This is a genomic window from Escherichia sp. WS3063, from assembly GCF_046486595.1.
Taxonomy (GTDB): Bacteria; Pseudomonadota; Gammaproteobacteria; order Enterobacterales; family Enterobacteriaceae; genus Escherichia; species Escherichia coli.
On sequence record NZ_JBJQKY010000019.1, the window covers coordinates 1 to 20,406 of the forward strand.

At 51.7% G+C, this 20,406-nt stretch carries 22 protein-coding genes; 8 read left to right on the forward strand and 14 right to left on the reverse strand.

Annotated features, from left to right (window positions below; translation table 11 throughout):
• The 3 genes from ACJHYW_RS17215 to yqfG form a co-directional block, all read left to right on the forward strand.
• On the forward strand, positions 1 to 96 hold a 96-nt coding region (locus ACJHYW_RS17215; protein ID WP_000851394.1), incomplete at its 5' end, for an IS1 family transposase.
• Between the two features lie 353 nt (positions 97 to 449).
• Positions 450 to 1,898 carry a urate/proton symporter UacT gene (gene uacT / locus ACJHYW_RS17220; RefSeq protein ID WP_049038221.1) on the forward strand — a complete coding sequence of 483 codons (1,449 nt, stop codon included), beginning with the start codon at positions 450 to 452 and terminating at the stop codon, positions 1,896 to 1,898.
• A gap of 1 nt (position 1,899) precedes the next feature.
• Complete coding sequence (gene yqfG / locus ACJHYW_RS17225; RefSeq protein ID WP_001298502.1) at positions 1,900 to 2,025, forward strand: protein YqfG; 126 nt, start codon at positions 1,900 to 1,902, stop codon at positions 2,023 to 2,025.
• Here the strand turns inward: yqfG and ACJHYW_RS17230 are convergent.
• Positions 2,022 to 2,093, reverse strand: a complete 72-nt coding sequence (locus tag ACJHYW_RS17230) for a hypothetical protein (RefSeq protein WP_122989841.1) — start codon at positions 2,091 to 2,093, stop codon at positions 2,022 to 2,024. The two genes, yqfG and ACJHYW_RS17230, sit on opposite strands and share 4 nt — an antisense overlap.
• 54 nt (positions 2,094 to 2,147) lie before the next feature.
• On the opposite strand from ACJHYW_RS17230, the gene idi reads away from it, so the two are divergent.
• A complete protein-coding gene (gene idi / locus ACJHYW_RS17235) occupies positions 2,148 to 2,696 on the forward strand; it encodes an isopentenyl-diphosphate Delta-isomerase (protein WP_001192784.1) in 549 nt (182 codons plus the stop codon).
• Between the two features lie 42 nt (positions 2,697 to 2,738).
• Here the strand turns inward: idi and lysS are convergent, their stop codons facing one another.
• The 5 genes from lysS to xerD form a co-directional block, all read right to left on the reverse strand.
• Positions 2,739 to 4,256 carry a lysine--tRNA ligase gene (lysS, locus tag ACJHYW_RS17240; protein ID WP_000003071.1) on the reverse strand — a complete coding sequence of 506 codons (1,518 nt, stop codon included), beginning with the start codon at positions 4,254 to 4,256 and terminating at the stop codon, positions 2,739 to 2,741.
• A gap of 9 nt (positions 4,257 to 4,265) precedes the next feature.
• A protein-coding gene (gene prfB / locus ACJHYW_RS17245; RefSeq protein WP_001701073.1) for a peptide chain release factor 2 occupies positions 4,266 to 5,364 on the reverse strand; the annotation gives its coding sequence in 2 pieces (ribosomal slippage) (positions 4,266 to 5,288 and positions 5,290 to 5,364; 1,098 coding nt in all).
• A gap of 90 nt (positions 5,365 to 5,454) precedes the next feature.
• A complete protein-coding gene (gene recJ / locus ACJHYW_RS17250) occupies positions 5,455 to 7,188 on the reverse strand; it encodes a single-stranded-DNA-specific exonuclease RecJ (protein WP_000813190.1) in 1,734 nt (577 codons plus the stop codon).
• A gap of 5 nt (positions 7,189 to 7,193) precedes the next feature.
• On the reverse strand, positions 7,194 to 7,904 hold the full coding sequence (gene dsbC, locus ACJHYW_RS17255) for a bifunctional protein-disulfide isomerase/oxidoreductase DsbC (protein WP_000715230.1): 711 nt from the start codon (positions 7,902 to 7,904) through the stop codon (positions 7,194 to 7,196).
• A gap of 24 nt (positions 7,905 to 7,928) precedes the next feature.
• The gene (gene xerD, locus ACJHYW_RS17260; protein ID WP_000806638.1) at positions 7,929 to 8,825 is read right to left on the reverse strand and encodes a site-specific tyrosine recombinase XerD; all 897 of its coding nucleotides are present in this window, start codon (positions 8,823 to 8,825) and stop codon (positions 7,929 to 7,931) included.
• Positions 8,826 to 8,936: 111 nt separating this feature from the next.
• On the opposite strand from xerD, the gene fldB reads away from it, so the two are divergent.
• Positions 8,937 to 9,458 carry a flavodoxin FldB gene (fldB, locus tag ACJHYW_RS17265; protein ID WP_001055874.1) on the forward strand — a complete coding sequence of 174 codons (522 nt, stop codon included), beginning with the start codon at positions 8,937 to 8,939 and terminating at the stop codon, positions 9,456 to 9,458.
• 39 nt (positions 9,459 to 9,497) lie between these two features.
• Here fldB and ACJHYW_RS17270 read toward each other — a convergent pair whose 3' ends face one another.
• Positions 9,498 to 9,905 carry a protein YgfX gene (locus ACJHYW_RS17270; protein ID WP_000244765.1) on the reverse strand — a complete coding sequence of 136 codons (408 nt, stop codon included), beginning with the start codon at positions 9,903 to 9,905 and terminating at the stop codon, positions 9,498 to 9,500.
• Entirely contained in the window at positions 9,886 to 10,152 is a 267-nt protein-coding gene (gene sdhE / locus ACJHYW_RS17275; RefSeq protein ID WP_000354046.1) for an FAD assembly factor SdhE, read from the reverse strand. The genes ACJHYW_RS17270 and sdhE overlap by 20 nt, the downstream gene beginning before the upstream one ends.
• Positions 10,153 to 10,394: 242 nt before the next feature.
• On the opposite strand from sdhE, the gene ygfZ reads away from it, so the two are divergent.
• Complete coding sequence (gene ygfZ / locus ACJHYW_RS17280) at positions 10,395 to 11,375, forward strand: tRNA-modifying protein YgfZ (protein ID WP_049038218.1); 981 nt, start codon at positions 10,395 to 10,397, stop codon at positions 11,373 to 11,375.
• Between the two features lie 76 nt (positions 11,376 to 11,451).
• Here the strand turns inward: ygfZ and trhA are convergent, their stop codons facing one another.
• Together trhA and yqfB are read right to left on the reverse strand one after the other, a co-directional pair.
• Complete coding sequence (gene trhA / locus ACJHYW_RS17285; RefSeq protein WP_000250274.1) at positions 11,452 to 12,111, reverse strand: PAQR family membrane homeostasis protein TrhA; 660 nt, start codon at positions 12,109 to 12,111, stop codon at positions 11,452 to 11,454.
• A gap of 163 nt (positions 12,112 to 12,274) precedes the next feature.
• Positions 12,275 to 12,586, reverse strand: a complete 312-nt coding sequence (gene yqfB / locus ACJHYW_RS17290; protein WP_001182956.1) for a N(4)-acetylcytidine aminohydrolase — start codon at positions 12,584 to 12,586, stop codon at positions 12,275 to 12,277.
• Positions 12,587 to 12,630: 44 nt separating this feature from the next.
• Between yqfB and bglA the strand changes: the two genes are divergently transcribed.
• Positions 12,631 to 14,064 carry a 6-phospho-beta-glucosidase BglA gene (gene bglA, locus ACJHYW_RS17295; RefSeq protein WP_063082439.1) on the forward strand — a complete coding sequence of 478 codons (1,434 nt, stop codon included), beginning with the start codon at positions 12,631 to 12,633 and terminating at the stop codon, positions 14,062 to 14,064.
• Between the two features lie 174 nt (positions 14,065 to 14,238).
• Here the strand turns inward: bglA and gcvP are convergent, their stop codons facing one another.
• From gcvP to gcvT, 3 genes are all read right to left on the reverse strand, one after another.
• Positions 14,239 to 17,112 (reverse strand): aminomethyl-transferring glycine dehydrogenase, encoded by a 2,874-nt coding sequence (gcvP, locus tag ACJHYW_RS17300; RefSeq protein WP_049039057.1) that lies wholly within the window; start codon positions 17,110 to 17,112, stop codon positions 14,239 to 14,241.
• A gap of 118 nt (positions 17,113 to 17,230) precedes the next feature.
• Entirely contained in the window at positions 17,231 to 17,620 is a 390-nt protein-coding gene (gene gcvH / locus ACJHYW_RS17305) for a glycine cleavage system protein GcvH (protein WP_001308930.1), read from the reverse strand.
• A 23-nt stretch (positions 17,621 to 17,643) separates the two neighbouring features.
• Entirely contained in the window at positions 17,644 to 18,738 is a 1,095-nt protein-coding gene (gcvT, locus tag ACJHYW_RS17310; RefSeq protein ID WP_000068706.1) for a glycine cleavage system aminomethyltransferase GcvT, read from the reverse strand.
• Between the two features lie 290 nt (positions 18,739 to 19,028).
• Here gcvT and ACJHYW_RS17315 point away from each other — a divergent pair, with 290 nt between their 5' ends.
• Positions 19,029 to 19,112, forward strand: a complete 84-nt coding sequence (locus ACJHYW_RS17315; RefSeq protein ID WP_122986687.1) for a hypothetical protein — start codon at positions 19,029 to 19,031, stop codon at positions 19,110 to 19,112.
• Between the two features lie 73 nt (positions 19,113 to 19,185).
• On the opposite strand, the gene ubiI is transcribed toward ACJHYW_RS17315, so the two are convergent.
• Positions 19,186 to 20,388: an FAD-dependent 2-octaprenylphenol hydroxylase gene (gene ubiI / locus ACJHYW_RS17320; protein WP_001192208.1), complete on the reverse strand. Its 1,203-nt coding sequence runs from the start codon at positions 20,386 to 20,388 to the stop codon at positions 19,186 to 19,188.
• Between the last annotated feature and the right edge of the window lie 18 nt (positions 20,389 to 20,406).

Genomic DNA, 20,406 nt, shown 5'->3' on the forward strand with positions numbered 1-20,406 from the left:
GCACGGCTGGGACGGAAGTCGCTGTCGTTCTCAAAATCGGTGGAGCTGCATGACAAAGTCATCGGGCATTATCTGAACATAAAACACTATCAATAAGTTGGAGTCATTACCGCAACTGAGTTCAAATTATTGCCCCTCAATCTATGCCGCTTTCATTATTTCAACATTGCCGATCAAAAGAATGCTATCCAGATAAAAACGATTAAATGCGAGAGTGCGACATGCCAGAATGATTAATGAAATATCAATATGAGAAAATTACAGATAATTCCATTGTCAGGTTCTCTTCTCATTTTCGTAGTTTAACCACGATTATGTGATTGCCTCCGCAATTCCTGTCTCTAACTCCCCTTCCTCGCAAAAACTGGCACTCCACGAGCATGTGTTTAGACAGTTTCATGAACGTAAACGGTTGCTTTTTACTCTGGCGGGCGAAAGGAGAAACACTGATGAGCGCCATAGATTCCCAACTTCCCTCATCTTCTGGGCAAGACCGCCCAACTGATGAGGTTGACCGCATATTATCACCAGGAAAGCTGATCATACTCGGTCTGCAACACGTCCTTGTCATGTACGCAGGTGCAGTCGCTGTTCCTCTTACGATTGGTGACCGACTCGGCCTATCAAAAGAAGCTATTGCGATGCTCATTAGCTCGGATCTCTTTTGCTGCGGGATCGTCACATTATTGCAATGTATCGGTATCGGCCGCTTTATGGGGATCCGCCTGCCGGTGATTATGTCGGTGACCTTCGCCGCTGTAACACCAATGATAGCCATTGGTATGAACCCGGATATCGGCCTGCTGGGGATATTCGGTGCCACTATCGCCGCGGGTTTTATCACCACATTATTAGCGCCACTTATCGGTCGCTTGATGCCTTTATTCCCGCCACTGGTTACCGGTGTGGTTATTACTTCTATCGGGCTTAGCATCATTCAGGTGGGTATTGACTGGGCCGCCGGAGGTAAAGGGAATCCGCAATATGGTAATCCCGTTTATTTAGGTATCTCCTTTGCCGTCTTAATTTTTATCTTGCTCATTACTCGCTATGCGAAAGGATTTATGTCCAACGTCGCCGTATTACTGGGGATTGTATTTGGCTTTTTACTTTCGTGGATGATGAATGAAGTCAATTTATCCGGGCTACATGATGCTTCATGGTTTGCGATTGTCACGCCGATGTCATTTGGTATGCCGATTTTCGATCCCGTTTCCATTCTGACCATGACTGCCGTGTTAATCATCGTGTTTATCGAGTCGATGGGGATGTTCCTGGCACTGGGTGAAATAGTCGGTCGTAAACTCTCTTCACACGATATTATTCGCGGGCTGCGTGTCGATGGTGTAGGGACAATGATAGGCGGAACGTTTAACAGCTTCCCCCACACGTCATTTTCTCAAAACGTTGGCCTGGTTAGCGTGACGCGCGTTCATAGCCGCTGGGTGTGTATTTCTTCGGGAATTATATTAATCCTGTTTGGCATGGTGCCAAAAATGGCGGTGCTGGTGGCCTCGATTCCGCAATTTGTGCTGGGCGGCGCGGGGCTGGTGATGTTCGGCATGGTACTGGCGACAGGGATTCGAATTCTGTCGCGCTGTAACTACACCACTAACCGTTACAACCTCTATATTGTGGCGATCAGTCTCGGTGTTGGCATGACGCCAACGCTCTCTCACGATTTCTTTTCTAAGTTACCGGCCGTACTGCAACCGTTGCTGCATAGCGGCATTATGCTCGCAACCCTTAGCGCCGTTGTGCTGAACGTTTTCTTTAATGGCTACCAGCATCATGCTGACCTGGTGAAGGAATCCGTCTCTGATAAAGATTTAAAAGTCAGGACAGTACGTATGTGGCTTCTGATGCGCAAGCTGAAGAAAAATGAGCATGGAGAATAATATGAATCTTTTAATGCGCGCTATATTTAGTCTGCTGTTGATTTTTACTCTCTCTATTCCTGTCATTTCTGATTGTGTTGCAATGGCCATTGAAAGTCGCTTCAAATATATGATGCTGCTTTTTTAAATGGTTTTTACCTGTCGACATCCGCTCAAAATGGGCGGTTGTCGATAAACGCTCACTTGGTTAATCATTTCACTCTTCTATTATCTATAATGATGAGTGATCAGAATTACATGTGAGATATTATGCAAACGGAACACGTCATTTTATTGAATGCACAGGGAGTTCCCACGGGTACGCTGGAAAAGTATGCCGCACACACGGCAGACACCCTCTTACATCTCGCGTTTTCCAGTTGGCTGTTTAATGCCAAAGGGCAATTATTAGTTACCCGCCGCGCCCTTAGCAAAAAAGCATGGCCTGGCATGTGGACTAACTCGGTTTGTGGGCACCCACAACTGGGAGAAAGCAACGAAGAGGCGGTGATCCGCCGTTGCCGTTATGAGCTTGGCGTAGAAATTACGCCTCCTGAATCTATCTATCCTGACTTTCGCTACCGCGCCACCGATCCGAATGGCATTGTGGAAAATGAAGTGTGTCCGGTATTTGCCGCACGCACGACCAGTGCGTTACAGATCAACGATGATGAAGTGATGGATTATCAATGGTGTGATTTAGCAGCGGTTTTACGCGGTATTGATGCTACGCCGTGGGCGTTCAGTCCGTGGATGGTGATGCAGGCGACAAATCGCGAAGCCAGAAAACGATTATCTGCATTTACCCAGCTTAAATAAAAAACCCCGACGGTTGCCGGGGTTGTGAGCATAACGTAATGCTTATTTTACCGGACGCATCGCCGGGAACAGAATAACGTCGCGGATGGTATGGCTGTTGGTGAACAGCATTACCATACGGTCGATACCAATTCCCAGACCTGCTGTCGGCGGTAAGCCATGTTCCAGTGCGGTGACATAATCTTCGTCGTAGAACATCGCTTCGTCGTCACCTGCATCTTTCGCGGCAACCTGATCCAGGAAGCGCTGCGCCTGATCTTCCGCGTCATTCAGCTCGCTAAAGCCGTTACCGATTTCACGCCCACCAATGAAGAACTCAAAGCGGTCTGTGATTTCCGGGTTAACGTCGTTACGACGCGCCAGAGGAGAAACTTCTGCCGGATATTCAGTAATGAAGGTCGGCTGGATCAGATGTGCTTCTGCCACTTCTTCGAAGATCTCGGTAACGATACGGCCCAGACCCCAGCTCTTCTCAACGTGGATGCCGATAGATTCAGCAATCGCTTTCGCAGAGTCGAAGTTGTCCAGATCCGCCATGTCAGTTTCCGGGCGATATTTCTTGATCGCTTCACGCATGGTCAGTTTTTCGAACGGTTTACCGAAGTCCAGCGTTACGTCGCCGTAGGTCACTTCCGTCTTACCGAGAATATCCTGTGCCAGAGTACGGAACAGCGATTCGGTCAGCTCGATAAGATCTTTGTAATCTGCGTAAGCCATATAGAGTTCCATCATGGTGAACTCTGGGTTATGACGTACGGAAATACCTTCGTTACGGAAGTTACGGTTGATTTCGAATACACGCTCGAAGCCACCGACCACCAGACGCTTGAGGTACAGTTCCGGCGCGATACGCAGGTACATGTCGAGATCCAGCGCGTTATGGTGAGTGATAAACGGACGCGCAGCGGCACCGCCAGGGATCACCTGCATCATCGGCGTTTCAACTTCCATAAAGCCGCGGTTCACCATGAACTGGCGAATACCAGAGAGGATCTGCGAGCGCACTTTAAAGGTGTTGCGGGATTCATCGTTAGAGATGAGATCCAGATAACGCTGACGATAGCGCGCTTCCTGATCCTGCAAGCCGTGGAATTTATCCGGCAACGGACGCAGTGCTTTGGTCAGCAGACGCAGCTCGGTACAGTGGATAGACAGTTCGCCGGTTTTGGTTTTGAACAGTTTACCTTTCGCGCCGAGGATATCGCCGAGGTCCCATTTTTTGAACTGCTCGTTGTAAACGCCTTCCGGCAGATCGTCACGGGCAACGTACAACTGAATGCGACCGCCAACGTCCTGCAGGGTAACGAAAGACGCTTTACCCATAATACGACGGGTCATCATGCGGCCAGCAACGGCGACTTCGATGTTCAGCGCTTCCAGTTCTTCGTTCTCTTTACCGTCGAATTCTGCGTGCAATTGGTCAGAGGTATGATCGCGACGGAAATCGTTCGGGAAGGCAATCCCCTGCTCACGCAGGTTCGCCAGCTTCTCACGACGCGTTTTCAGTTCATTGTTAAGATCGACTACCGCGTCAGCGCCCTGTGCGTGTTGTTCAGACATGTTGGTTCCTCATAACCCTGCTTTCAAACTTGCTTCGATAAATTGATCCAGGCTGCCGTCCAGCACGGCCTGCGTGTTGCGGGTTTCTACCCCGGTACGCAGATCTTTAATGCGGGAGTCATCAAGGACATAAGAACGAATCTGGCTGCCCCAGCCGATGTCGGATTTGTTATCTTCCATCGCCTGTTTCTCGGCATTTTTCTTCTGCATCTCCAGTTCATAAAGCTTCGCTTTCATCTGCTTCATGGCCTGGTCTTTGTTCTTGTGCTGGGAACGGTCGTTCTGGCATTGGGTCACGATCCCGGTTGGGATGTGAGTAATACGCACCGCAGATTCGGTACGGTTAACGTGCTGACCGCCCGCGCCGGACGCGCGATAAACGTCGATGCGCAGATCTGCCGGATTGATTTCGATATCGATATCATCATCAACTTCCGGGTAAACAAACGCTGAACTAAACGACGTGTGGCGACGACCGCCGGAGTCAAACGGGCTCTTACGCACCAGGCGGTGAACGCCGGTTTCTGTACGCAGCCAGCCATAAGCGTAATCGCCGGAGATTTTGATCGTCACGGATTTAATACCCGCCACTTCACCTTCCGACTCTTCGATGATTTCAGTTTTGAAACCACGCGATTCAGCCCAGCGCAGATACATACGCTCAAGCATGCTCGCCCAGTCCTGTGCTTCCGTACCGCCAGACCCCGCCTGAATATCGAGGTAGCAGTCGGCGCTGTCATATTCGCCAGAGAACATACGGCGGAACTCAAGCTGCGCCAGTTTTTCTTCCAGGGCGTCGAGTTCAGCAACGGCTTCGTTAAAGGTTTCTTCGTCGTCAGCTTCTACAGCCAGTTCCAGCAGACCAGAAACATCTTCCAGCCCCTGTTTCATTTGGTCGAGGGTGTCGACAACGGCTTCGAGGGAGGAACGCTCTTTACCCAGCGCCTGTGCGCGTTCGGGTTCGTTCCAGACATCCGGCTGTTCCAGCTCGGCGTTTACTTCTTCCAGACGCTCTTTCTTGGCGTCATAGTCAAAGATACCCCCTAAGAACGTCGGAGCGTTCCGTGAGGTCCTGAATGCGATTATTTACCGGATTAATTTCAAACATGGTCTGATTTCTTTTATTGAGCTAGTCAAAATGCGGTGATAAGAGCGGGATTGTACCCAATCCACGCTCTTTTTTATAGAGAAGATGACGCTAAATTGGCCAGATATTGTCGATGATAATTTGCAGGCTGCGGTTGCCGCGAAACTCGTTGATATCGAGCTTGTAAGCCAGTTGCACTTCGCGCACGCCGTTATCCGGCCAGAGGGCGGTATCGACATTAAAAGCAATACCATCCAGCAGCGGACCGCCGCCGACCGGCTCGACCATGACTTTCAAATGACGCTCGCCCACCAGCCGCTGTTGCAGCAGACGGAAATGACCGTCAAACAGCGGCTCCGGGAACATCTGCCCCCACGGGCCAGCATCGCGCAGCAGCTGCGCCACTTCCATGGTCATTTCGGCCGGACTTAACGGACCGTCCGACACCACTTCGCCTTGCAATAGCGAAGGGTCCAGCCACTCAGTAACCAGTTCGCCAAACCGTTGTTGAAAGAGTTCGAATTTATCCTCTTCCAGCGACAAACCCGCCGCCATCGCATGACCGCCAAACTTCAGCATCATGCCGGGGTAAAGCGTGTCTAGCCGCTCCAGCGCATCGCGCATATGCAGCCCCTGAATGGAGCGACCGGAACCTTTCAGCGTACCGTCGCCCGCAGGCGCAAAGGCGATAACCGGACGGTGAAAACGCTCTTTGATACGCGATGCCAGAATGCCAACAACGCCCTGATGCCATTCAGGGTGATACATTGCCAGCCCACCTGGCAGCGTGTCGCGGCTACGTTCCAGCTTCTCGCACAGAGTGAGCGCTTCAACCTGCATTCCCTGTTCGATCTCTTTACGTGTTTGGTTTAGTGCATCGAGTTCATTCGCCAGCACACGCGCTTCGCCAATGTTGTCACACAACAACAGCGCCACGCCAACGGACATATCGTCCAGTCGCCCGGCAGCATTGAGACGTGGCCCCAGCGCAAAACCTAAATCGCTGGCGGCGAGTTTTTGTGGATCGCGATTGGCCACTTCCAGCAGCGCTTTAATCCCCGGACGGCACTTTCCGGCACGGATGCGACTCATCCCCTGCCAGGTCAGAATGCGATTATTAGCGTCCAGCGGCACGACGTCCGCCACTGTCCCCAACGCTACCAGATCCAGCAGTTCTGCCAGATTAGGAATTGCGATGCCGCGCTCATCAAACCAGCCCTGATCGCGCAAAAAGGTGCGCAGCGCCAGCATCAGATAAAACGCCACACCCACGCCTGCCAGTGATTTCGACGGGAAATTACAGTCGCGCAAGTTAGGGTTAATGATCGCTTCCGCTGCGGGTAATGTGTCGCCTGGCAAATGGTGATCGGTAACAATAACCGGAATGCCCAACGAACGAGCGTGTTCAACCCCCGCATGGGAGGAAATACCGTTATCCACCGTGACAATTAACTGCGCGCCACGGGCATGAGCCTGATCGACTACTTCCGGGCTTAAGCCGTAACCGTCTTCGAAACGGTTTGGAACCAGGTAGTCGATATTGCTGCAACCAAGCGAGCGCATCGCCAGCACGCTTAGAGCCGTGCTGGTGGCACCGTCGGCGTCGAAATCACCGACCACAATAATCCGCGTGCCTTCGCGAAAAGCGTTGTAAAGGATCTCAACGGCCTTTTCGACGCCGCTCAGTTGCTGCCAGGGCAGCATGCCTTTAACACTGCGTTCCAGTTCCTGCGCGCTACGCACACCCCGGCTGGCATATAAACGGCGCAGCAAGGGAGGCAATTCAGCGGGCAAGTCGGCCGTTTCATCGACTTCTCGGCGACGAAGTTGTATCTGTTGTTTCACGCGAATTATTTACCGCTGGTCATTTTTTGGTGTTCGTCGAGGAATTCTTTCATGTCTTTCGGCGGCTGGTAACCCGGAACAAGTGTGCCATTGCTCAGCACAACTGCCGGAGTACCGCTAACGCCAAGCTGGACGCCAAGTGCGTAATGGTCGGCAATATCCACGTCGCAGCTGGCTGGTGCGACGCTTTTACCTGCCATCACATCATCAAACGCTTTGTTTTTATCTTTCGCACACCAGATAGCTTTCATTTCTTTCTCTGCATCGCTGTCCAGCCCCTGGCGCGGGAAAGCAAGATAACGCACGGTGATCCCCAGCGCGTTATAGTCTGCCATTTGCTCATGCAGTTTGTGGCAGTAACCACAGGTAATATCAGTAAACACGGTGATGACGTGTTTTTCCTGCGGCGCTTTATAAACGATCATCTCTTTTTCAAGCGCATTCAACTGCTTTAACAGCATCTTATTGGTGACATTGACCGGAGCCGTGCCACTAACGTCATACATTGGCCCCTGAATGATATGTTTACCATCATCGGTGATGTACAACACACCGCTGTTAGTCAGAACTGTCTTCATGCCAGCTACGGGCGCGGGCTGAATATCGCTGCTTTTGATGCCCATTTTGGCTAACGTTTGTTGAATTGCCGCGTCATCAGCCTGAACAAAGCCTGAAAACGCTGCCAACAAGGTAAATAACATAAAACCTTTCTTCATAAATTTTCCTGTTCTTTTCAGACATCACGCCCGCGGGTGATGCTGTTGATGAAGTTGCCGCAGACGCTCGGTAGCGACATGCGTATAAATTTGCGTGGTGGAGAGATCGCTGTGGCCCAGTAGCATCTGCACCACGCGCAAATCCGCACCATGATTTAATAAGTGAGTGGCAAAAGCGTGACGCAACACATGCGGTGACAGCTTTTCGCTGTCGATACCCGCCAGCACGGCATAATGTTTAATGCGGTGCCAGAAGGTCTGTCGCGTCATCTGCTGCGCACGCTGGCTGGGAAACAACACGTCAATTGACACACCATTCAACAGCCACGGACGCCCATGTTCCAGATAGGTTTCCAGCCAGTAAACCGCCTCTTCACCTAACGGCACCAGGCGCTCTTTGTTGCCTTTACCAATGACCCGCACTACGCCCTGACGCAGGCTGATATCACTCATTGTCAACCCGACCAGTTCAGAGACACGCAGTCCGGTAGCATACAACACTTCAAGCATGGCTTTATCGCGTAGCTCCAGTGGCTGATCAATTAATGGTGCCTGTAATAAACGTTCGACCTGCGCTTCGCTTAAATCTTTTGGCAAACGCTGGGGCAATTTCGGTGAAGCGAGATGCGCACTGGGATCATCTTCACGAAACTTTTCGCGATAAAGATACTGGAACAATCGGCGCACTGCACTCAGCAAACGCGCTGAGCTGGTGGCTTTATACCCGCCCTCCAGCCGTTCTGCCAGTAATGCCTGCAAATCGTCACTTTGCGCCGTCGCCAGCGTCAACCCGCGGTGATGCAACCACTCCACCATCATTGACAGATCGCGACGGTAAGCGTTCAACGTATTTTCAGCCAGATTTTTTTCCAGCCACAGAGCATCAAGAAACTGCTCGATGCGTGCCAGATCCTGTTTCACTTGCGCCCCTTATGGTCACTCATTTGATCCATTATGCCTTATTGTGCCGTGACTAAAGCGATTCTGATACACTAGCCGCAAAAGCCACAGCAGAATCGAGAAGCTTACGTTATGAATATGGGTCTTTTTTACGGTTCCAGCACCTGTTACACCGAAATGGCGGCAGAAAAAATCCGCGATATTATCGGCCCAGAACTGGTGACCTTACATAACCTCAAGGACGACTCCCCGAAATTAATGGAGCAGTACGATGTGCTCATTCTGGGTATCCCGACCTGGGATTTTGGCGAAATCCAGGAAGACTGGGAAGCCGTCTGGGATCAGCTCGACGACCTGAACCTCGAAGGTAAAATTGTTGCGCTGTATGGGCTTGGCGATCAACTGGGATACGGCGAGTGGTTCCTCGATGCGCTCGGTATGCTGCATGACAAACTCTCGACCAAAGGCGTGAAGTTCGTCGGCTACTGGCCAACGGAAGGATATGAATTTACCAGCCCGAAACCGGTGATTGCTGACGGGCAACTGTTCGTGGGTCTGGCGCTGGATGAAACTAACCAGTATGACCTTAGCGACGAGCGTATTCAAAGCTGGTGCGAGCAAATCCTCAACGAAATGGCAGAGCATTACGCCTGATGTCACTGACGGCTTAGCACATATGCTTTGCCGTCATCTTTATCTTTGCGTCTCTTGTTGTAACAATATCCGCCGTAAATCCCGCCATTCGGCTTCGTCCATGCTGTCAGCTGCCAGCCATAAATGTTGCCGTTTTCCGCTGTCAGAACGTAAACGCAGCATCATGCCGCTCTTAATCATCCACGGCGCTTTGACGATGCTCCACTCCTGCCCTTGCCAACGCAAACGCCCGTCCATCAACAAGCGAATTTCCCCCTGGCGAGCATTAATACGCCGCTGGCTGCGAACGCAATCAAACACCACCAGCGAAAGTAACACCATCCATAACGGGGTGTAACTGAGCGGCCAGGGAATGAGTAAAATAACAGCGGCAACCAGCCCATGAATCAGCAAGGAAAGCCACTGTGCGCGCCAGGAGACGCGCAAATCAGATTGCCACAGGACCACGTTCCCGGTTCCGTGTCTGGATGAGTCGGACCATCATTTCCAGTTCTGCATCGGCCGGTTTACCGTGATTCATCAGCCAGTTAAACAGGTCCGGATCGTCACATTCCAGCAGACGAATAAAGATGCGTTTTTCGTCATCGCTTAAGCTGTCGTACTCATGTTCGAAAAACGGCATGATTGAAATATCGAGTTCGCGCATACCACGGCGGCATGCCCAATGAATGCGGGCTTTGTTGTTAATGTCCATCTTCTTCCTGTCTCACGAAAATCCAGTACCCGGCTATTGTAACGTGTTTTTCGACTTCTTTTACGGGAATATCAGTAAACATAATCGCGATCGCGAAATTAATTCACAACAATTCAAGGGCTTCATTTTTTTGGAAGTCGCCTCGCAGAAGGCACAGATCGCGTAGTGAAAGCACTTGCATTGCCTCATAGCTCTTTTACCATTAGTTATTAATACGCCGTTAAGCAACTCAGGACTCTATTATGGCTTTTACACCTTTTCCTCCCCGTCAGCCTACGGCTTCTGCCCGTTTGCCACTGACGCTGATGACGCTTGATGACTGGGCGCTTGCCACTATTACTGGCGCGGACAGCGAAAAATATATGCAAGGCCAGGTGACAGCAGATGTCAGCCAGATGACTGAAGATCAGCACCTGCTCGCCGCCCATTGCGACGCCAAAGGTAAAATGTGGAGCAATTTACGTCTGTTCCGCGACGGCGATGGCTTTGCATGGATTGAACGGCGCAGCGTGCGTGAACCGCAGCTGACTGAACTGAAAAAATATGCGGTGTTCTCTAAAGTGACCATCGCGCCAGACGACGAGCGTGTGCTGCTTGGTGTTGCCGGTTTTCAGGCGCGCGCCGCGTTGGCAAATCTCTTTAGTGAACTACCTTCGAGAGAAAAACAGGTAGTCAAAGAAGGCGCGACCACGTTGCTATGGTTTGAACACCCGGCAGAACGTTTCCTGATCGTAACCGATGAAGCTACTGCCAATATGCTGACCGATAAACTGCGCGGTGAAGCGGAACTGAACAATAGCCAACAGTGGCTGGCATTAAACATTGAAGCGGGTTTCCCGGTGATTGATGCCGCCAACAGCGGGCAGTTTATCCCACAGGCGACCAACCTCCAGGCGCTGGGCGGCATCAGCTTTAAGAAAGGATGCTATACCGGACAAGAGATGGTGGCGCGGGCCAAATTCCGCGGTGCCAACAAACGCGCGCTCTGGTTGCTGGCAGGTAGTGCCAGCCGACTGCCGGAAGCTGGTGAAGATTTAGAGCTGAAAATGGGCGAGAACTGGCGTCGTACCGGTACGGTGCTGGCTGCGGTAAAACTGGAAGATGGTCAGGTCGTGGTACAGGTCGTCATGAATAACGATATGGAACCGGACAGCATCTTCCGCGTGCGTGACGATGCGAATACATTGCGTATCGAGCCACTGCCATATTCGCTGGAAGAGTAAATCTCTGTATCGCATCAGGCATTTATCGCCTGATGCGACACGGGTGTGTCTTTTCAGGCCTACAAAGGCACGCCAATTACGCCTGCCCAATATACAAATAGATCGCCAGAAAGTGGCACACACTACCGCCGAGCACAAAGCCGTGCCAGATGGCATGATTGTATGGAATGCGCTTGCAGACGTAGAAAATCACCCCGAGCGAATAAACCACACCGCCTACCGCCAGTAAGGTAACGCTGCCCGCCGCGAGCTTAACTGCCATTTCATAAATTACCACCAGCGACAGCCAGCCCATCGCCAGATAGGTCACCAGAGATAAAATTTTGAATCGGTGCGCGATGGTCAGTTTAAACAGAATACCCAGCAATGCCAGGCTCCAGATAACAATCATCAACCCGCGCGCTAACGGAGAATCCAGCCCCACCAGCAAAAACGGCGTGTAGGTTCCGGCAATCAACAGATAAATGGCACAGTGGTCAAATTTCTTCAGCCACATTTTTGCCCGTTGATGGGGAATGGCGTGATAGAGCGTCGAAGCGAGGAACAGCAGGATCATACTGCCGCCATAGAGGCTGTAACTGGTTATCGCCGTGGCGCTGGCATTGAGATCCACCGCCTGAACCAGTAGCAACACCAGCCCAACGATACCAAACACCAGCCCAATGCCGTGACTGACGCTGTTGGCAATTTCCTCTGCCAGCGAATATCCCTGCTTAATGAGGGGCTTCTGAACCATAACTTGCTCCGGAGAAACGTACACGCACATGTATACCTCTCCAGCGTAACTGAGAATAGTTCCAGTGAACACCTGTTAGCTAAAATAAATTCTGATTTGAGATTAATCTCTGAAAAATCATGAAATTAAATGCGAAATTTCAACTAACAGGCGTGAGTTCAATTTAAAGGCATTTAAATTCAATCACATAAAACTGTGTCTGGTCGGGATAGATGTCGGCAATGACCTTTTTCAGTTCAGTCAGGGTCATATTTTCCTGCTCTGCATGTTTTTCCGTCAGCGTATCCAGCGTTACGGTTGAGGTTGCGGTAACTTCAATCGTGCAAAAATAACCGTCATCTTCAAACCGTCCGACACGAAGCACATCACCCGTTTTGAAGTGCGATTCAGACTCGTCGCGGATGGTGATGGTTTTACGCCCAGCCAGAATGTCATCCTGGAAACGTTGAAAAAAAGTGATGTCGTTTGGCTGCATGGTACTATTTCCTGTAAGAATTGACTCATCTGGAGCCTATGATAGTGAAAAAACTCACCTTACCGAAAGATTTCTTATGGGGCGGCGCAGTTGCCGCTCATCAGGTCGAAGGCGGCTGGAACAAAGGCGGCAAAGGGCCGAGCATTTGTGACGTTCTGACCGGTGGCGCACACGGTGTGCCGCGCGAAATCACCAAAGAAGTCTTGCCAGGAAAATACTATCCAAACCATGAAGCCGTTGATTTTTATGGTCACTACAAGGAGGACATCAAGCTATTTGCCGAAATGGGCTTCAAATGTTTTCGTACTTCCATCGCCTGGACGCGCATTTTTCCAAAAGGCGATGAAGCTCAGCCAAACGAAGAAGGGCTGAAGTTCTACGATGATATGATCGATGAACTGCTGAAATACAACATCGAACCGGTGATCACCCTCTCCCACTTTGAAATGCCGCTGCATCTGGTGCAGCAATACGGTAGCTGGACCAACCGTAAAGTGGTTGATTTCTTTGTCCGTTTCGCGGAAGTGGTATTCGAACGCTATAAGCACAAAGTCAAATACTGGATGACCTTCAACGAAATTAACAACCAGCGTAACTGGCGTGCACCGCTGTTCGGTTACTGCTGCTCCGGCGTGGTGTATACCGAACATGAAAACCCGGAAGAGACCATGTATCAGGTGCTGCATCACCAGTTTGTCGCCAGCGCCCTGGCGGTGAAAGCCGCGCATCGCATCAACCCGGAGATGAAAGTCGGTTGTATGCTGGCGATGGTGCCGCTCTATCCCTACTCCTGTAACCCGGACGATGTGATGTTTGCCCAGGAGTCGATGCGCGAACGTTACGTCTTTACCGATGTGCAGTTGCGTGGCTATTACCCGTCCTATGTGTTGAACGAGTGGGAGCGTCGCGGATTTAACATCAAAATGGAAGACGGCGATCTCGATGTGCTGCGCGAAGGCACCTGCGATTATCTCGGTTTCAGCTATTACATGACCAACGCGGTGAAGGCCGAAGGCGGCACCGGCGATGCGATCTCTGGTTTTGAAGGCAGCGTACCAAACCCGTATGTTAAAGCGTCGGACTGGGGCTGGCAGATTGATCCGGTGGGTCTGCGCTACGCACTTTGCGAGCTGTATGAGCGTTACCAGAAGCCACTGTTTATTGTCGAAAACGGTTTTGGCGCTTACGACAAAGTGGAAGAAGACGGCAGCATCAACGACGACTACCGCATTGATTACCTGCGCGCCCATATTGAAGAGATGAAAAAAGCGGTGACTTACGATGGCGTGGATCTGATGGGCTACACACCGTGGGGCTGCATCGACTGCGTGTCGTTTACCACCGGGCAGTACAGCAAACGCTACGGCTTTATCTATGTGAATAAACATGACGACGGTACTGGCGATATGTCGCGTTCACGTAAGAAGAGCTTTGACTGGTACAAAGAGGTGATTGCCAGCAACGGCGAGAATCTGTGATTATCTGATGTGCCTGATGTGCCTGATGTGCTCCGCTCATCAGGCCTGGCACTCTTTTAATATATTGAGCTCGCAATATTTTATATTACGCCTCAGCCGAAACACACAAAGCGCACTTTATTAACAAGCGAAAAAGGCGCCGAAGCGCCTTTAGAAGATAGTCAAATCAGTAAATTACTGGTATTCGCTAATCGGTACGCAGGAGCAGAACAGGTTACGGTCGCCGTAAACATCATCCAGACGTTTCACTGTTGGCCAGTATTTGTCTGCCACGCCTGCCGGGAATACTGCAACTTCACGGCTGTACGGATGCGCCCACTCGGCGACCAGTTCGCTCTGAATGTGCGGCGCGTTCACCAGCGGGTTATCTTCCAGCGGCCAGACACCGGCTTTCACCTGGTCAATTTCTGCGCGGATAGCCAGCATCGCGTCGATAAAGCGATCCAGTTCCACTTTGCTTTCAGATTCAGTCGGTTCAACCATCAGCGTACCCGCCACCGGGAACGACATGGTCGGCGCGTGGAAACCGTAGTCGATCAGGCGCTTGGCAATATCCAGCTCGCTGATGCCGGTTTCTTCTTTCAACGGGCGAATATCGAGAATACATTCGTGCGCCACACGACCGTCACGACCGGTATACAGAACCGGGAAGGCATCCTGCAGGCGGCTGGCAATATAGTTGGCGTTAAGAATTGCCACCTGGCTTGCTTTTTTCAGCCCTTCTGCGCCCATCATGCGGATATACATCCAGCTGATTGGCAGGATAGAGGCGCTACCGAACGGTGCCGCAGAAACCGCGCCCTGACGGGTTAACATGCCTTCGATTTGCACCACGCTATGACCTGGCACAAACGGTGCCAGATGCGCTTTCACGCCGATCGGTCCCATACCAGGGCCGCCGCCACCGTGCGGAATGCAGAAAGTTTTATGCAGGTTAAGGTGGGAAACGTCCGCACCAATAAAGCCCGGCGAAGTGATGCCAACCTGGGCGTTCATGTTCGCGCCATCAAGGTAAACCTGACCGCCGAACTGATGCACGACTTCACACACTTCACGGATCGTTTCTTCATACACGCCGTGGGTAGAAGGATAGGTCACCATGATACAGGAGAGGTTATCGCCCGCCTGTTCCGCTTTCGCGCGCAGATCAGCCAGATCGATGTTGCCGTTTTTATCACACGCCACAACCACCACCTGCATTCCTGCCATATGTGCAGAAGCGGGGTTAGTTCCGTGCGCAGAAGCCGGGATCAGGCAGATATCGCGATGCCCTTCGTTGCGGCTTTCATGATAATGACGAATCGCCAGCAGGCCCGCGTATTCGCCCTGTGCGCCGGAGTTCGGCTGCATACAAACGGCGTCGTAACCGGTCAGTTTCACCAGCCAGTCAGCCAACTGCGCAATCATCTGCTGATAACCTTCGGCCTGTTCCGGCGGGCAGAACGGGTGCAGTTCGGCAAATTCCGGCCAGGTGATGGGGATCATCTCGGCGGCGGCGTTCAGTTTCATGGTGCAGGAACCCAGCGGGATCATCGCCTGATTCAGCGCCAGATCTTTACGCTCCAGCGAGTGCATATAGCGCATCATTTCGGTTTCGCTGTGGTAGCGATTAAACACCGGATGGGTGAGGATTTCGTCGTCGCGCAGCATCGCAGCCTGAATAGAGCGACTGTCGTGAGCCACGTCTTTGTCCAGCGTGTCGATGTCCAGCCCGTGGTTATCGCCCAACAGCACGCTGAAAAGCTGCATCACGTTTTCGCGCGTGGTTGTTTCATCAAGGGTGATCCCAACCGCGTTCAGAATATCGCTACGCAGGTTGATTTCAGCCGCTTCGGCACGCGCCAGTACGCCCGCCTTGTCGGCCACTTCCACACACAAAGTGTCGAAATAGTGCGCATGGCGCAGCTTCAGACCTTTTTGTTGCAGGCCCGCCGCCAGGATATCGGTCAGACGGTGAATGCGGTTAGCGATACGTTTCAGGCCAACCGGACCGTGATAAACGGCATACAGGCTGGCGATGTTTGCCAGCAGTACCTGGGAAGTACAAATGTTGGAGTTCGCTTTCTCACGGCGAATATGTTGCTCGCGAGTCTGCATCGCCATGCGCAGAGCGGTGTTGCCAGCCGCATCTTTCGATACACCGATAATACGGCCCGGCATTGAGCGTTTGTATTCGTCTTTCGCCGCAAAGAATGCCGCGTGTGGGCCACCGTAGCCCATCGGTACGCCAAAGCGTTGCGCCGAACCAAAAACAATATCCGCGCCCTGTTTACCTGGCGCAGTTAACAGCACCAGCGCCATAATATCGGCGGCAACGCTGACCACAATTTTGCGTGATTTCAGTTCGCTAATAAGCGCAGTGTAGTCGTGAATTTCACCAGTAGTGCCGACCTGCTGTAACAGCACGCCGAAGACGTCCTGATGGTCGAGCACTTTTTGCGCGTCATCGACAATCACTTCAAAACCAAAGGTTTCGGCACGAGTACGTACCACATCGAGCGTTTGCGGATGAACGTCAGAAGCCACGAAGAAGCGGTTGGCATTTTTCAGTTTGCTGACGCGTTTCGCCATCGCCATTGCTTCGGCGGCAGCGGTGGCTTCGTCAAGAAGAGAAGCAGAGGCCATATCCAGCCCGGTCAAATCCAGCGTTACCTGCTGGAAGTTGAGCAGAGCTTCAAGGCGGCCCTGGGAGACTTCAGGTTGATACGGAGTATACGCGGTATACCAGCCCGGATTTTCCAGCATGTTACGCAGGATAACCGGCGGTAACTGCACGGCGGTGTAACCCATGCCGATGTAAGACGTGAAGCGTTTATTGCGACTGGCAATAGCCTTGAGTTCTGCCAGTGCGGCGTATTCGGTCGCCGGTGCGCCAACCTGCGGTGGTGTCGCAAGCTGAATATCTTTCGGCACAATCTGGCCGGTCAGCGCGTTTAACGATTGTGCACCAACGGCATTCAGCATTTCTTGCTGTTGCGCGGCGTCCGGTCCGATATGGCGTTCAATAAAAGCGCCGCTGTTTTCAAGCTGGCTTAACGTCTGTGTCATGAGCGATGGTTCCTGAAACGTGCAGTGAATTGTGAACCTCTCTCCTTGCGAAGAGAGTGAGGGTGAGGCGTAAAAGTTCCTCACCCTGATCCTCTCCCGCAGAAGAGGAATAAAGCCGTTACTCGTCTTCTAACAATGCTTCGTATGCGGTCGCATCCAGCAGTGATTCCAGTTCGCTTTCATCGCTGGCTTTGATTTTAAAGATCCAGCCGCCTGCATACGGTTCGCTGTTCACCAGTTCCGGGGAATCGCTCAGTGCGTCGTTTACCGCCACGATTTCACCGCTTACTGGTGCATAAATGTCTGACGCCGCTTTTACCGATTCGGCAACCGCGCAGTCATCGCCCGCGCTAACCGTCGCGCCCACTTCCGGCAGGTCAACAAACACCATATCGCCTAACAGCTCCTGGGCATGTTCGGTAATACCAACGGTATAAGTGCCGTCGTCTTCTTTACGCAGCCATTCGTGTTCTTTGCTGTATTTCAGTTCTGCTGGTACGTTGCTCATCAATCAATCTCCAAAAAAGTAAATCACGCGACGGCTTTGCCGTTACGCACAAAAACAGGTTTCGTCACTTTAACCGGCATTTCACGGTTGCGAATTTGCACAATCGCTGTTTCACCAATACCTTCCGGCACGCGCGCCAGCGCAATGCTGTAACCCAGCGTCGGGGAGAAAGTCCCGCTGGTGATAATGCCTTCATGCTGGTTGCCCTGCGCATCGGTAAAACGTACCGGCAGTTCATTACGCAGCACGCCTTTTTCGGTCATCACCAGACCAACCAGTTTTTCTGTGCCATGTTCACGCTGCGCTTCCAGAGCTTCACGACCGATAAAGTCACGATCTGCCGGTTCCCAGGCGATAGTCCAGCCCATGTTGGCGGCTAAAGGAGAGATGGTTTCGTCCATCTCCTGACTATACAAATTCATGCCCGCTTCCAGACGCAGCGTATCACGCGCGCCCAGGCCACATGGCTTAACGCCAGCTTCCACCAGCGCGCGCCAGAAATCGGCCGCTTTTTCATTGGGCAGCGCAATTTCGTAGCCCGCTTCACCGGTGTAACCGGTGGTGGCAATAAACAGATCGCCCGCCTGCACGCCAAAGAACGGTTTCATCCCTTCCACCGCCTGACGCTGGGCGTCATTAAACAGTGTGGCAGCTTTTGCCTGCGCATTCGGCCCTTGTACGGCGATCATGGAAAGGTCATCACGAACAGTAATTTCGATGCCGAAAGGTTCTGCGTGTTGGGTAATCCAGGAGAGGTCTTTTTCGCGGGTGGCGGAGTTAACAACGAGGCGGAAGAAATCTTCAGTAAAGTAGTAGACGATGAGATCATCTATCACACCGCCAGAGGCATTCAACATCCCCGAGTAAAGGGCTTTGCCGCTTTTGGTGAGCTTCGCCACATCGTTCGCCAGCAGATAACGTAGAAACTCCCGGGTGCGGCTGCCGCGAAGATCGACGATGGTCATATGTGACACATCAAACATTCCGGCATCGGTACGTACCGCATGATGTTCGTCGATTTGCGAACCGTAATGCAGCGGCATCATCCAGCCGTGGAAATCCACCATGCGAGCGCCGCAAAGCGTGTGTTGTTCGTACAAAGGAGTCTGTTGTGCCATCTTGTCCTCATTGAATAAGCGGGGCTGACAACTTTTCCATGGCGAAATTATCACCACGAAACCCAGCATCGGAGCCACTCCCGGTCCCCAACGCAATCGTTCTCTTTTGCCTGAACTTACCACCGAAACAGACTGTTAACCATAAGGTAAAATTGATCATCACATTAGCTTATGGTTAAAAAATGCAAAAATCGCAACAGAATAAAAAACCAAAAAACACATCAGTTTCTATACAAAGATGATTTGATGAGAAAGTTAATTTGAATAAGACAATATTAAGCGCTAAAAAAATGTCAAAAAACACTAAATCAAAAATCCATAACATTAGAAAATATAATGCGAAAACGGAGGTTAAATTAGTTTATTTCAAATGAGGAAAATCTCCCGGCGAAAAAACCGGGAGATGAAAGTGTGATGGGTATCAAATAAACAGCAGAAGAGAAATATTTAACGCAGCCATTCAGGCAAATCGTTTAATCCCATTGCCTGACGAATAAGTTGTGGCTTAACGCCAGGAAGCGTATCAGCCAGTTTCAGACCAATATCACGCAGCAATTTTTTCGCCGGATTGGTACCGGAAAACAGATCGCGGAATCCCTGCATACCAGCCAGCATCAGCGCCGCACTGTGCTTACGGCTACGCTCATAGCGACGCAGGTAAATGTACTGCCCGATGTCTTTACCCTGACGATGCAACCGTTTCAGTTCAGCAATCAGCTCTGCAGCATCCATAAAGCCGAGATTTACCCCCTGCCCCGCCAGCGGGTGAATAGTATGCGCGGCGTCGCCCACCAGCGCCAGACGGTGTGCGGCAAACTGGCGCGCATAACGCCCCGTTAGCGGGAACACCAGGCGCTCACTTTCAACCTTGCATAAGCCCAGGCGATTATCAAAAGCGATATTTAACGCGCGATTAAATTCGTCTTCGCCTGCCTGCTGCATCCGCTGCGCTTCCTCTGGCGACAGTGACCAGACAATCGAGCAAAGATGCGGATCGCTAAGCGGCAAAAAGGCCAGAATGCCTTCGCCATGAAAAACCTGCCGCGCCACCGCATCATGCGGTTCTTCCGTGCGAATGGTCGCCACCAGCGCGTGATGCTGATAATCCCAGAAAGTCAGCGGAATATCGGCTTTGTTGCGCAACCAGGAATTAGCGCCGTCCGCGCCAATCACCAGACGCGCCGTTAACATGCTGCCATCTTTCAACGTCAGGAAGGTTTCATTTTCTCCCCAGGCGACCTGCTGTAATTCTGCGGGGGCCAACAGAGTGATATCTGACGACTGCTGCGCTTTGTTCCACAGCGCGTAGTGAATCACTGAGTTTTCAACGATATGCCCAAGATGGTTATAGCCCATGCTTTGATCGTCAAACGAGATGTGACCAAAACTGTCTTTGTCCCACACTTCCATACCGTGATAGCAACTGGCTCTGCGGGAGAGAATCTCCTGCCAGACGCCAAGACGAGTCAGTAATTTTTCGCTGGCGGCATTGATAGCCGAAACGCGCAGTTGTGGTGGTGCATCCGCCGCCAGAGGTTCCGGTACGCGCTGCTCCAGTACGGCAACGCGTAAGCCGCTACCCTGTAAGCCGCAGGCAACCGCCAGCCCGACCATGCCGCCGCCAACAATGGCTACATCAACACTTTGCATTGTTTATTCCTTAAAACC